This is a genomic window from Pseudomonas mosselii, from assembly GCF_005796105.1.
Lineage (GTDB): Bacteria > Pseudomonadota > Gammaproteobacteria > Pseudomonadales > Pseudomonadaceae > Aquipseudomonas > Aquipseudomonas mosselii_C.
This window is the reverse complement of the sequence record NZ_VAUO01000001.1, coordinates 699,262-713,630: the sequence shown is the minus strand read 5'-3', so window position 1 is coordinate 713,630 and position 14,369 is coordinate 699,262. Positions and strand designations below refer to the sequence as shown.

The 14,369-nt window shown below is 66.0% G+C and carries 2 protein-coding genes; both read left to right on the top strand.

Translation table 11 applies throughout. The annotated features are described in order from the left end of the window. Window positions 1-29 precede the first annotated feature (29 nt). Complete coding sequence (locus FEM01_RS03235; protein WP_138217825.1) at window positions 30-4,835, top strand: non-ribosomal peptide synthetase; 4,806 nt, start codon at window positions 30-32, stop codon at window positions 4,833-4,835. Continuing rightward, the gene (locus FEM01_RS03230) at window positions 4,832-14,368 is read left to right on the top strand and encodes a non-ribosomal peptide synthetase (RefSeq protein ID WP_205884540.1); all 9,537 of its coding nucleotides are present in this window, start codon (window positions 4,832-4,834) and stop codon (window positions 14,366-14,368) included. The genes FEM01_RS03235 and FEM01_RS03230 overlap by 4 nt, the downstream gene beginning before the upstream one ends. The last annotated feature ends 1 nt before the right edge of the window (window position 14,369 follow it).

Sequence of the window (14,369 nt, the reverse complement as noted above, 5' to 3'; positions counted from 1 at the left end):
GCTCGAATCCGCATTATTAAGGACGACCCATGCTCGACCGCCTGATGTACGACTGCTGGCTGCGCGGTATTCGCCTGTCCACAAGCGAAGGCCGCCTGGTGATTTCCACCGGTTTGCCGCAGGCCCTGAGCGCCGCGCTGGAGGGTGAGCTGCAATCGCGTAGTGCTGAGATACTGCCCTGGTTGGCGCGCCACCCGGACTACTTCCAGGCGCGCCCGCTCAACGATAACGAGCAGGCCTTGTGGTTCCTGCAACGCATGGAGCCTGGCAGTTGCGCCTACAACATCGTGCTGGCCGGGCGTATCAGGCCGCAGTACCTCTGGGCGGATCTGCCGCATCGTCTGGAGCGGGCCTGGCAGGTGGTGCAGCAGCGTTATCCGCACCTGTGCAGTGCCTATGTCGAGCGTGATGGCGAGTTGGTGCAGTGGGACAGCAGGCCGCAGCCCACTTCGCTACAGTGCGAAACCTGGCAGGACGCGGATGCCGCCAGCGTGCAGCGGCGTGTCGTCGAGCTGGCCGACAAACCCTTCGATCTCAGCGCCGGCGAGGTCAGCCGGCTGGTGCTGCTGAGCAACCAGTTGGGCGAGCGTGTCGAGTACACGGTGCTGTTGGGTATCCACCATATCGCCTCCGACCTGACCACCTTCGACGTGTTGTTCAGCGAGCTGTTCGCCCTGGCCGATGGCGAGGTGCTTGCCGATGTCGACCCCGAGGCCTATCGCAACTGGAGCAGCGCCGTGTACCTGCGCAGCGAGGCGATCGAGGCCGAGGAACTGAACTGGTGGCAGGCACAGCTGGCCGATGCGCCGACGCTGGAGCTGCCCACCGACTTCGCCCATGGCAGCACCCAGGGCTTCGAAGGTGGAGAGCTGTCGTTCCATTTTGGTGCGCACGACAGCCAGCGGCTGCGTGCAGTGGCCCAAAGCCTGGGCGTGACGCCCTACGTTTATTGGTTCTCGCTGTTCCAGCAGTTTCTCAGTGTGCTGTCCGGGCAGGAGGATTTCGTGCTCGGTACGCCCAGTGGCTGGCGCCTGAAGCGTGAGCAGGCTGAGCTGCCGGGGTATCTGGTCAACCCGTTGCCGGTGCGCTGCCGCGTGCGCCGTGACCTGTCCAGCGCGCAGTGGGCCACGCAGGTGGCTGGCACTGTCCGGCAGGCTTTGCGCCATCGTCACTATCCCTTCGCGCGCCTGGCCAAGCACCTGGACTTGCCACGGCAGATGGGCCGGGCACCGGTGTTCCAGCACATGTTCACGCTGAACAAGGAGCGTGACGTGCCGTTCGAGCGCTACATCGAGCGCATGATGGGCGAGCAGCGTGGTGCGGCCCACGAATTGAACCTGGTGATCATCGATGACACGCCTGAGTTCGTCGGGCGCTGGCGTTACAGCAAGGCGTTGTATCGACACGAGAGCGTCGAGCGTTTTCAGGTGCAGTTCCTGGCCCTGGTCATGGCGGCCATGGAGCAGCCGGGCGTGCCGTTTGCCGAATTGGACTGGCTGCCACACGCGCAGCGTTCGCAGTTGTCGGGCGAACGCCTGCCGGTAGCGCACGAGAGCGCCTGGAACGCTTTTGCCCAACACTGCATGCAAAGCCCCCAAAGCATCGCGCTTGAAGATCAGCAGGGGCAATTGAGCTATGCCGAACTGGCCAGCGCTGTGGTTGCCCGTGGCGAACGCCTGCACGCCTTGCTGCGTGCAAGCGGTGATCGGGTTGCTCTGTGCCTGCCGCGCAGCCGTGAACTGGTGATGCACATGCTCGCCGCGTGGCAGTGCGGCGCCACCTATCTGGCCCTCGACCCGCAGTGGCCCGAGTCGCGTCTGCTGGAGATCTGCCTGGATGCGGCACCCAAGGTATACGTGGGCGAGGGTGAACGACCCGCCTGGTTACCCGCGCAGGTGCAGTGGCTGGCCGTGCCGGCCGAGGCGCTGTTCAGCCAGGCGCCGCTGCGCGCCAGCGTGCCTGCAGACTTGCCCGCCTATGTGGTCTACACCTCCGGCTCCAGCGGGCGGCCCAAGGGCGTTGAGGTGACCCAGGGCAACCTCGTTCACTATGTCAGCGCCTGCCTGGAGCGCCTGCGCCTGAGTGCCGACGCCAGCCTGACGAGCCTGGCCAGTTGTGCCACCGACCTGGGCCACACCGCCTTGTTCGGCGCGCTGCTCAGCGGCCGGCGCTTGCGCCTGTTGGACGAAGCGCTGGCCTTCGATGCCGAGGAACTGGCGGCGTTGCTTGGGCAGCAACCGGTGGACATGCTCAAAATCGTGCCTTCGCACCTGAACGCCTTGCTGGTGGCCCGCGAGCCGCAGCGCCTGTTGCCGCGCCAGTGCCTGGTCCTCGGTGGCGAAGCGCTGGGCGCCGATCTGCTGGCGCGGGTGCACGCCCTCAGCCCGCAGCTGCGTATCGTCAACCACTACGGGCCCAGCGAAACCACGGTGGGCGTTTTGACCCACGAGGTCGAAGGCGAGGGTGACGTACCGCTCGGGCGTCCTCTGGGCAACGTGCGTGTCAGCGTGCGTGGGCCGGATGGCGCAGTGCTGCCGGCTGGCGTCAGCGGCGAGTTGTATATCGAGGGGGCGACCGTGGCACGCGGCTACCTGAGTGCCAGCGAGGTCGATCAGGCGCGCTTCGGTGCACGGGGTTACCGCACAGGTGACCGGGTACGCCTCGATCATCTAGGCCGGGTGCTGTTCCTCGGGCGCCTGGATGAGCAGGTGAAGATTCGCGGCTACCGCGTCGAGCCCTCGGAGGTGGCGGCGCAATTGCGCACGCTGCCACAGGTCGAGGATGTGCGCGTACTCAACGCGCCGACGCCGTTGACCGGCAACCGTCTTGTGGCCTTCCTGGTCGCAGCGCCGAGCGCACTTGCGGATATTCAGCGCGCGTTGCAGGCGCGTCTGCCGGACTACATGCAGCCAGCGCAGTGGCACTGCCTGGAGGCGATGCCACTGCTGGCCAACGGTAAAGTTGATCGTCAGGCGTTGTCGAACCTGGCCGAGCAAGCGCCGCGTCCTCTTGAGGCACGCACCGAGCAGCCGCTTGATACGCTGGAAAGCGCCTTGCTGGCGATCTGGCGTGAACTGCTGGGCAACCCGGACATCGGCCCGGACGACAACTTCTTCGCCCAGGGTGGCGATTCGATTCTCGGCCTGCAGATCATTGCCCGTGCACGCCAGCAGCAGATCACCCTCACCCCCAAGCAACTGTTCGCCGAACCCAGCGTGCGGGCGCTGGCGCGCGTGGCACAGACGCCACAGCGCGCCAAGGTCGAGCGTTTGCTGGCGATTGCCCGCGCTATTCTGGAAAAGCCCGACCTGCAAGCCGACGACAATTTCTTCGCAGTCGGTGGCGACTCGATCCTCAGCCTACAGATCATTGCCCGTGCCAAGCAGCAGGGCTTGCAGCTCAAGCCCAAGCAGATCTTCGAGTTCCCATCGGTCAGCGGCTGGGCCGAGCAGGCCGTGGAACTGGCCAGTGTGGCCGAGCAGGCCAAGGCCGATAGTGCCGAGCCGAGCGCCGCGTTCGCCCTGACGCCGATCCAGGCCTGGTTCTTCGACCAGCGGCAGACCACGCCTGCATACTGGAACCAGTCCCTGTTGCTGGCCGTTCACCAGCCTCTGGAGCCTGTGCGCCTGGCCCAGGCATTGGCGAGCTTGTTGCAACGTCACAGCAGCCTGCGGCTGACCTTCGAGCGCAGCGGGCAGGGCTGGCAGCAACGCTATCAAGCGTTGTCGGCGGTAAAGGCCGACACACTGTTACAGCTGGTCGAACAGCCGCTGGACGACGCCTTGCTACAGCAGTGGCAGCAGGGCTGGCAGCTGGATCGAGCACCGTTGATTCGCTGGGTGTATTTCACCGAAAGCGGGCATCTGCTGTGCACCGCGCATCACCTGCTGGTCGATGCGGTGTCCTGGCAGGTACTGCTCGAGGAGCTGGAAAGCCTGTACCACGACCCGCGAGCCTCGTTGCCGGCGGTGTCCACGCGCTTTGATCGCTGGAGCGAGGCTTTGCAGCGGCATCGCCTGGCCCCTGAAGTGCTGGCCCAACGCGACTACTGGCAGGCGCAATTGGCCGAGGAGGGCGAGGTCGCTCCTGCGCTCAGCCTGTATGCCGAAAGCCGTACGCTGGAAACCAGACTCTCCGTCGCCAGCACCGAATGCTTGTTGGGCGACTGCCATGCCGCCTACAGCACCCAGGTACAGGACCTGCTGGTGGCGGCACTGGCGGGCGTGATCGGCCAGTGGCTGGGGCGCGAACAGGTCACCCTGGAGATGGAAAGCCACGGCCGCAGTGGCTGGGAGCAAGGTCCTGACCTGTCGCGCTCGGTGGGTTGGCACACCAGCCGCTACCCGTTGGCCGTGCGGGTCACCGAGCAGCCGGAAGAGGCGATCATCGCGGCCAAGGAGGCCTTGCGCCGCGTACCCGAGCAGGGCATCGGCTACGGCCTGCTGCGCCTCGATCCACAGCATGGGTTGGGTGCCGCTTCGCTGCTGACGTTCAACTACCTCGGGCGGGTCGACCAGTGGTTGGGGAATTCGCGCCTGTGGCGCTTGGCGCAGCCGTTGTGCCCGGCCATGCGCGCTCCTGAAACCCGCCGCACCCATTTGCTCGACGTGACCGCCCTGGTCGACCAGGGCCAGCTGCATATCGAATGGCGCTACGCCCCGCAGGTGCATGATCAGGCCCTGGTCAGCGCGCTGGCACAGCAGTTCGAGCAGCGCATCGAAGCCTTGCTCGAACATTGCCTGGCCCCCGAAGCGGGCCGCGCCACCGCCGCTGACTTCGCCGACTCGGGGCTTTCCGACGATGAATTCCTCGGTCTGCTCGAGCAACTGCAATGAACAACCCCCACGGCGCCCCCGCATCCCCAGCCCCCGGCAAGGAGACCCTCGGCATGAACGACAAGGTCAAAGCACTTTCCCGCAATATCGAGGCCATCTACCCCCTGGCGCCCATGCAGCAGGGCTTGCTGTTCCATAGCCTGATGCACCCAGGCAAGGGCATGTACCTGCTGCAATACCGTCATGTGATGGTACTGCCGCAACTCGATCTACAGGCCTTCAGCCAGGCCTGGGCACAGGTGGTGGAGCGCCACGAGCTGCTGCGCACCTCCTTCGTGTGGAAGCAGCAGAAGCGCCCGATGCAGGTGGTGCACAAGCAGGTCGAACTACCGATCAGCTATGCGGACTGGTCGGATATCGACGAGGCTGAGCAGCAGGCGCGTCTTGAGCAACTGCTGGCCGAGGAGCGTCGCGAGGGATTGGATTTCACCCAGGCCCCGTTGATGCGTGTGCGCCTGTTCAAGCTGGCCCCGGATACCTATCAGTTCGTGCGCAGCTATCACCACATCCTCATGGATGCGTGGTGCTTCTCCATCATCATGATGGACTTTCTCGAAGGTTATCGCGCCGCCCGTGAGGGGCGCCGCCTGGCACTGCCCAAGCCACGCCCGTACCGCGATTTCATCCGCTGGCTGGAGCAGCAGAAGCCGGAGGATCATCAGAGCTTCTGGCAGCAGCGCCTGGCCGGCTTCGACACGCCCACCGCGTTCGGTTTCGGCCACCCTGGCCGGGTGGTCGATGCAGCGGAACCGGTGGAGGATTGTGTCGAACACCTCAGCACCGAGCAGACACAGGGTCTACAGCAGGCGGCAAGCGGCCTGGGCATTACCCTCAACACCTTGGTACAGGGTGCCTGGGCCTTGCTGCTGGCGCGTTACAGCGGTAATCGCGACCTGTTGTTCGGCGTCACCGTGGCAGGGCGCCCGGTGCACATGCAGGGCATGGACAGCATCGTCGGGCTGTTCATCAACAGCCTGCCGCTGCGCTGGAGCTGTGACCCGCAGCAGCCCCTCGGTACCTGGCTCAAAGCCTTGCAGGCCGAGAACCTGAGCGTGCGCGAACATGAAAGCGTGTCACTGGCGCAGATCCAGGGATGGAGCGATGTACAGCGCCAGGATCTGTTCCAGAGCCTGTTCGTCTTCGAAAACGCGCCGATCTCCGCCAGCCTGCGCCAAGGTCAGTTGGACTACCTGATCAGCGACATGGCCAACCGCACCCACACCAACTATCCGGTGACCGTGGTGATCGTGCCTGGCGAGCGCTTGCACCTGCAACTGACCTACCAGACCGACTGGTTCCTGCGTGAGGAAATCGAGCAGATGCTGCGCCACTTGCGCACGCTGTTGCTGAACATGGGCGCGAGCCTTGGCAATGATGCGCAGACTCCGCTGCAACACATCGGCATGCTCGATGCGGCTGAAGTCGCCGAGCAACACGCCTGGGCCAGCGGTGGCCTTGCGGCGGACACCGCGCAATTGCAGCCGTTGTACGTCGAGCGCGTGCAACAGCAAGTACGTCGTACCCCCGAGCGAATCGCCGTGGTGCACGGCGAGCGCAGCCTGAGTTTCGATCAATTGAACCGGGCAGCCAACCGACTGGCCCGGCATCTACGCGCCAATGGCGTGCAAGACGGCGACCTGCTGGCGTTGCTCGATGAGCGTGGCCTCGACCTGGTGGTGATGATCCTTGCCACACTCAAGGCAGGCGCCGGCTGGCTGCCGCTGGACCCGCGCAATCCGCCGCAGCGCCTGGCCCAGGTGCTGACTCAGAGCCGTTCGCCGCTGTTGCTGCACGGCGTGCAGCAGGCTGAGCTGGCGCAGCAGGCGTTGCAGCAGATGGCGCAACTGCCAACGGCGCTGCACTACGAACCTGCGGCCCTGAGCGGCTACAGTGATGCCGACCTGGACATTCCGGTGCACGGGCTGTCGCTGGCCTACTGCATCTTCACCTCCGGCTCCACTGGCACGCCCAAGGGGGCGATGGTGGCCCACGCCGGCATGCTCAACAACATCCTCGGCAAACTGCCGGGCCTGGGCCTGAATGAAGATGACGTGATCGCCCAGAGCGCGCCGCAGTGCTTCGACATCTCCGTATGGCAGACCCTCGCCGGGCTGGTGCTGGGCGCGCGCACGGTGATTTTGGGGGACTGCGTGATGCAGAACCCCGAAGCCCTGGCCGAGGCTGTCGCTCGCCACGGCGTGAGCATTCTGGAGGCAGTGCCGTCGCTGATGCAAAGCCTGCTCGATGCGGGCCTGGAGCGCACGGCGCTGCGCTGGGTGTTGGCCACTGGCGAGGCGCTGCCACCGGCGCTGGCGCGGCGCTGGTTCGAGCGCTACCCCGGCATCCCGCTGATGAACGCCTACGGGCCAGCCGAATGCTCCGACGACGTGGCCTTCCATCCGCTCACCGAGCGCCTGGACGCGTCGCGCAGCAGCGTGCCGATTGGCCGCGCCACCCTGAACAACCGTCTGTACCTGCTCGATAGCGAACTGCAACCGGTGCCGCGTGGTGCAGTGGGGGAAATCTTCGTCGCAGGCGTGGGGGTTGGGCGTGGCTATATGGCCGACCCGGCCCGTACGGCGGCGGTGTTCTTGCCCGATCCCATCGCCAACGACGGCAGCCGCCTGTATCGCACCGGCGATCTGGCACGTTTCCTGGCCAATGGCGACCTGGAGTACGTCGGTCGTACCGACCATCAGGTGAAGATTCGCGGCCATCGTATCGAGTTGGACGAGATCGAAGCCTGCCTGACCCGCTACCCGGGTGTGCGTGAAGCGGTGCTGCTGGCGCGTGACGACCAGCAGCGCGCCAAGGTACTGGTCGCTTACCTGGTGGCCGACCCGCAACCCTCCATCGAGGCGCTGCGCGAGTTCGTGACCGCCAATCTGCCGCCTTACATGCTGCCCAGCGCGTTCATGTTGCTCGAACGCATGCCGCTCAACGCCAACGGCAAGATCGACCGCAAGGCCCTGCCGGCGCCTGACTTCGCCGCACAAAGCGAAGCGCGCTATGTCGCGCCAAGCAGCGCGCTGCAAGCGCAGTTGGCCGAAGCCTGGCAAGCTGTGCTGGGGCTTTCGCGGGTTGGCATTGAGGATCACTTCTTCGAATTGGGCGGGCATTCGTTGCTGGCCACGCAGCTGATTGGCCAGATCGGCAAGCTGTGCGGCAAGGACCTGCCGCTGCGCGTGGTCTTCGAGCGCCCGACCATTGCCACGATGGCCGAGTGGCTGGAACAACAGCAGGCCAGCGAGACAACCACACCCAAACGTCTGCCGCGTCCGCAGACCCTGCCGCTGTCGTTCGCCCAACAGCGCCTGTGGTTCCTGCAACAACTGCAACCGCACAGCCCAGCCTACAACCTGGCCGGCGCAGTACGCCTGAGCGGCGACCTGCATGTGGCTGACCTGCACGCAGCGGTGCAGGCGCTGGTCGATCAGCACGAAGTCCTGCGTACGCGTTTCGTCAGTGACGGCGGTGAGCCGTCGCAGGTCATCCTTGCCCAGGCCGAGCTGGCCTTGCCGCTGATCGACGTGGACAGCGAGGCGCAACTGCATGCCTTGCTGCGCCAGGACGCAATGACGCCATTCTGCCTGGACAGCGCGCCGCTGCTGCGTGCCTGCCTGTATCGCCTCGGGCCGCAGGCGCACGTGCTGGCGCTCAATTGCCACCATATCGCCGCCGATGGCTGGTCGTTGCAACTGATCATCGACGGTCTCTGCGCCCATTACCGCGCGTTGCGCCATGGGCAAAAACCTGCGTTGGCCGAGGCGCCCATGCAGTACGCCGACTATGCCCTGTGGCAACGTCAGTGGATGGACAGCACGGCCTGCCAGGACGAACTGGCCTACTGGCGCGAGCAGTTGTCCGGCGACTTGCCGGTGCTCGACCTGGCCGCAGACTTCCCCCGTCCTGCGCATGCCAGCCAGGCTGGCGGGCGCGTCGAGCAACGCCTGCCGGATGCGCTCGCAGCGCGTCTGCGGGCATTCAGCGCAAGCCACGGCTGGAGCAACTTCATCCCCATGCTCTGCGCCTTCCAACTGCTGCTGCGCAGCCGCAGCGGCGAGCGCGACATCCTCGTCGGGGTGCCGGCCGCCAACCGTCATCACGCGGCGTTGCAACCGCTGGTGGGCTGCTTCGTCAACACCTTGGTGTATCGCCAGAAACTCGCCGGCACGGCCAGCCTGCTGCAACTGATGCGCGAGTTGCAGGCGTTGTCGGTGGCGGTGCAGTCGCATCAGGATCTACCTTTCGACTACCTGATCGAACAGCTCGGCGTGGCTCGTCAGGTCAGCTACAACCCGTTGTTCCAAGCCATGTTCAACTACTTCCCGGGGCATGCCCTGGAGCGTTTCGAGCTGACCGACCTGATTGCCGAGCCGCTCGATAATCGCCCCGACAGCGCCCTGTGCGATCTGCACCTGGACGTGCGCGACAGCGAACACGGCATTGCCCTGAGCTTGCAGTACAGCAGCGAGCTGTTCCGCGAACAGACCGCCCAGACGCTGCTCGCGCAGTACTTGGCGTTGCTCGATGCCGTGCTCGAACAACCGCAACAACTACTCGGCGAACTCGTCTGGCAGCCCGAGCAGGCTGCGCTGGCACGCCTGCACGGTGAAGCGGTACAGGGGCGTGAAGACATTCTGCAGGCCTTTGCACGGCAGGTCGCCGCGCAGCCCGCTGCCATCGCGGTACAGGCCGGTGAACAGCGCCTGAGCTATGCCGAACTGAACCTGGCGGCCGAGCGCCTGGCGGCTGCCTTGCAGGCCCGTGGTGTTGGCGCCGAAGATCGTGTGGCCTTGCGCCTGCCGCGCGATGCGCGCCTGCCGATGGCCATGCTGGCCATTCTCAAGGCTGGCGCCGCCTACGTGCCGTTGGCTGAGGACACCCCGACCGAGCGCGGCCGTTACATCCTCGCCCATGCGCAGCCGCGGTTGTGCCTGACCAATGCCGAGGCCCTGGCGGAACTGGCCGAGTGGGGCAGTGCGGTCGAGCTGCTGGATGTCGATGCGCTGCTCAGCACCGAACCCTACCGCGCGCCGAACGTGCATCCTGGCCAACTGGCCTACGTGCTGTACACCTCGGGCTCCACTGGCCAACCCAAGGGCGTGGCGATTAGCCGTGGCAATCTGATGAACCTCATGCTCGGCGTGCAGCAGGTGCTGCCGTTGACCACGCATGACCGCGTGCTGGCGCTGACCACCGCGACCTTCGACATCGCCATCGTCGAACTGCTGCTGCCGCTGGGGCGCGGCGCCAGCATCCTGCTAGCCGACCGTGAACAGGTACGCGACCCGCAAGCGCTCGACCGCCTGATCGAAGCCGGCCAGCCAACGGTAATGCAGGCCACCCCGGCCACTTGGCGCATGCTGGTGGCGCACAGTGTTCGCAGTTGGCAGGGCGTGCGCGCGATTTCCGGTGGCGAGGCCCTGCCGTGTGCGCTGGCCGAGGCCATGGAGCAGCGTGGCGCGAAGGTGATCAACGGTTATGGGCCGACCGAGGCCACCGTCTACAGCACCTTCGAGCCGCGTCAAGGCGTGAGCGGTGGGGTGGAGGTGCCAATCGGCCAGCCTGTGGTCAACACCGCCGCCTATGTACTGGATGCCGACTTGCAGCCGGTGGCGCCGGGTGTTTCCGGTGAGCTGTACCTGGCCGGGGCCAACCTGGGGCGTGGTTATTTCGCCGCGCCTGCCCTGAGCGCGGCGAACTTCCTGCCTGATCCGTTCGTGCCGGGCGCGCGCATGTACCGCACCGGCGACCGCGTGCGACGCAATCCCCATGGCAGCCTGGACTATCAGGGGCGCCTGGACTTCCAGGTCAAGTTGCGTGGTTTCCGTATCGAGCTGGGCGAGATCGAGGCTCTGTTGGCGCGGCTCGACGGGGTGCGCGAAGCGGCCGTGGTGCTACTGGGCAGCGGCGACAGCGCGCGCCTGGTGGCTTACTACTCGGTCACGCCGACGGCGAGTGCTGAGCTGAACGATGCCGCGCTACGTGTGCAACTGGCGCAGCACCTGCCGGACTACATGCTGCCGAGCCAGTTCGTACGCCTCGACAGCTTGCCGCTGAGCCCCAGCGGCAAGGTCGAGCGCAAGGCGTTGCCAGCGCCACGCCAACACGAAGGTCAGCGCGACAGCGCGCTGAGCGAACCGTGGGAGGCACAACTGGCCGAACTGTGGTGCGAGTTGCTGGGTTGCCATGTGGTGGGCGCCAGCGACAATTTCTTCGCCCTCGGCGGCCATTCGCTACTGGCAGCACGCCTGGTGGCGCGCATCGCCGAGCGTTACGCGCGGCGCTTGCCGCTGCGTTGCGTGTTCGAGCGCCCGACCTTGGGTGAACTGGCGGCCAGTCTGGCCACTGCCGAGAGCGCAGGCGAGGGCATTCTGCGACCATTCGGCGAGGCGTCGGCACCGCTGCACTTCACTCAGCAACGGCTGTGGTTCCTCGACCGTTTGCAGGGCGACACCCAGGCTTACCACCTGTCACTGGCCATGCACCTGCACGGTAACCTGCAAGCCGAGGTACTGGAGCGCGCACTGGCAAAACTGGTGGAACGCCAGCACAGCTTGCGCAGCGTGTTCAGCGAGACTCAAGCGGGGGCGCGGCAGCAAGTCGTGCCATTGCACGGCACGTTGCTCAGTGTCGGGCCTTTGCAGCAGGGTGTGCATTCAGCGGCCTTCGCCCGCACCTTGAGCGAGGAATCGCAGCGCGCCTTCGATCTTGGCGCGACGCCGCTGTGGCGGCTGCGGCTGTATCAGGGCGAAGGGCAGAGCGTGCTGCAAGCCACCTTGCACCACATCATCGCCGATGCCCGTTCGCTGGAGATCTTCTTCGATGAGCTGCAACGTCTTTACCTTGCCGAACTGAACGCAACCGAGGCCACCCTGGCGCCGCTGCCGCTGCAGTTCAGCGATGTCGCCGCCAGTTGGCAGGCGCCTGCCGGCCAGGCACGTATCGAGGCGCAGTTGGACTACTGGCGCCAAGCACTGGCCGGCGAGCCGCCGGTGCTGGACCTGCCCACCGACCTGCCACGCCCAGCCGAGCAGGGCTATCACGGGCGGCGCCTGCGTTTCGAGCTGCCCGCCGAGTTGGTCGAACGCCTGCGTAGCACCGCGCAGCGTCATGGCCTGACGGCCTTCGCGCCGCTGCTGGCGGCTTGGAAAGTGCTGCTGGCCAGACATTCCGGCCAGCGCGAGCTGTGGATCGGACTGCCGGTAGCGCAGCGTCAGCAGGCGCACACCGACAATCTCATCGGCTATTTCGCCAGCACCCAGGTACTGCGCAGCCAGATTGACCCGCTGCAATCGGTGGCGTCGTTCTGGCAGGCGTTGCAAGCCACCCACCTGAGCGCCCAGCAGCACGGCGACGTGCCTTTCGAGCGACTGGTGGAAGCCTTGCAGGTGCGCCGCGATCTCAGCCATACGCCGCTGTTCCAGGCGCTGTTCAACCTGATTCAGCGCGATGACGTGGCGGCTGTCGGCCACGGCTTTGCCGGGCTGTCGGCGCAGCGCCTGGATGTCGAGAGCGACAGCGCCCTGGTGGACATCGGCCTGCATATCGAGCAGCACGGCAGCGCCTGGCACTGCGTATTGGAGTACAACACCGAGCTGTTCGTCGCCGGCACCATGCAGCGCTACGCCAACGAGTACCGTCACCTGCTCGACGGTATGCTGGCACGGCCCGAGGCGCGCCTGTGGGATATCGACCTGGCCAATGCCGATCAGGCCCTGACCCGCCGCCCGTGGAACCTGCCGGCGCATGCGCTGAGCCAGACGCCGGATCTGATCGCGCGCTTCGAGCGCCAGGCCCTGGACACCCCGGATGCGCTGGCGGTGGATTGCCAGGAGCAGCGTTACAGCTATGCCCAGCTCAACGCCCAGAGCAACCGCCTGGCCCACTGGCTGCGCGGCCAGGGTGTCGGCTGCGATGATCTGGTCGCGCTGTGCCTGACCCGAGGCCCCTGGCTGCTGCCCTGCATCCTTGCGATCCACAAAGCCGGCGCGGCCTACCTGCCGCTGGACCCACAACAACCGGGCGCACGCCTGCGCTTTATCATCGAGCATGCGCGGCCACGGCTGGTGCTCAGCGAGCAGGCCTGCGCTGAGGTGCTCGGCGGTGTCGACAGCCTTGCAGTCGAGCACCTGCCGCTGGACGAACAGCCAGCGCACGACCTGGCACTACCGGTGTCGCCGCTGCAACTGGCCTACGTGATCTACACCTCAGGCTCCACCGGTACGCCGAAGGGCGTACAGGTCAGCCGTGGCAACCTGAGCAACCTGCTTGCTGGCCTTGATCGCCAGTTGCCGCTGACGGCCAAGGACGTCTGGCTGGCCAGCACCACCTACGCCTTCGATATGTGCAAGCCGGAGCTGTTTCTGCCGCTGCTCAACGGCGCGGCCATTCTCCTTGCACGTCGCGAACAGGTGGTCGATGGCCATCGCCTGTTCGAACTGCTGCGCCGTGCCACCGTGTTCCAAGCCACGCCTGCCGGCTGGCAGATCCTGCTGGAAACCGGGCGTGACGACTGGCCAGCCCTGCGCGGCCTGATCGGCGGTGAAGCCGTGCCGGCGGAACTGGTGAGTGTGCTGCAGGCCAAGGGGGTGCGGCTGATCAACGCCTATGGTCCGACCGAAACCACGGTCTGGTCCACCACCCAGGTGCTGCGCGAGGTGCCGGCCGGGGTCGCTGATATCGGCATGCCGCTGCTCAACACCCGTTGCTACGTGCTCGATGAATGCCTGCGGCCAGTGCCGCTGGGCAGCACCGGCGAGCTGTACATCGCCGGCAGCGGGGTGACCCGTGGCTATCAGCGAGCGCCTGCGATCAGCGCAGCGGCATACCTGCCCGATCCGTTTGCCAGCGAGCCTGGCAGCCGCATGTACCGCACCGGCGACCTGGTGCGCCGCCGTAACGACGGCTGCTTGGCCTATGTCGGCCGCGCCGATTTCCAGGTCAAGGTGCGTGGCTTGCGCATCGAGCCGGGCGAAATCGAATCGTTGCTGCGCCGTTACCCCGGCGTGGAAGAGGCGGTGGTGATGCTCGATGCACGCAGCCACAGCCTGTTCGCCTGGCTGCAAGCCGCAAGCCCAGTCGACGAGGCAGCGCTGCGCCGTCACCTGGAAAACCTGCTACCGGCCTACATGGTGCCGGCTGGCTTCATCCAGGTGCAGCGTTTCGCCCTCAATGCCAACCACAAGATCGACCGCAAGGCCCTGCCGGCGCCGCAAGCGCAAACCGAGCAAGGTGTGGCGCCGCGTACTGCGCTTGAGCACGAACTGGCCGAGCTGTGGCAGGAGCTGCTGGATCTGCCGCAGGTCGGCGTGCTCAGCAGCTTCTTCGAGCTGGGTGGCCACTCGCTGTTGGCGATGCGTCTGATGACCCGCGTGGAGAGCCGCTTCGGCGTCAAGGTCGAGCTGCGCAGCCTGTTCCACAACCCGACCATTGCTGGCCTGGCCGAACAGATCGAAAACCCGCAGCGGCCTTCGACTGACCAGGCCCTGGATGAGATGCAGCGTTTGCTGGCAGAGATGGAAGACTGAA

Bases quoted from the DNA above. Each gene is read 5' to 3' on its own strand.
- FEM01_RS03235 (WP_138217825.1), top strand. From the start codon at position 30: ATGCTCGACCGCCTGATGTACGACTGCTGGCTGCGCGGTATTCGCCTG.
- FEM01_RS03230 (WP_205884540.1), top strand. From the start codon at position 4,832: ATGAACAACCCCCACGGCGCCCCCGCATCCCCAGCCCCCGGCAAGGAG.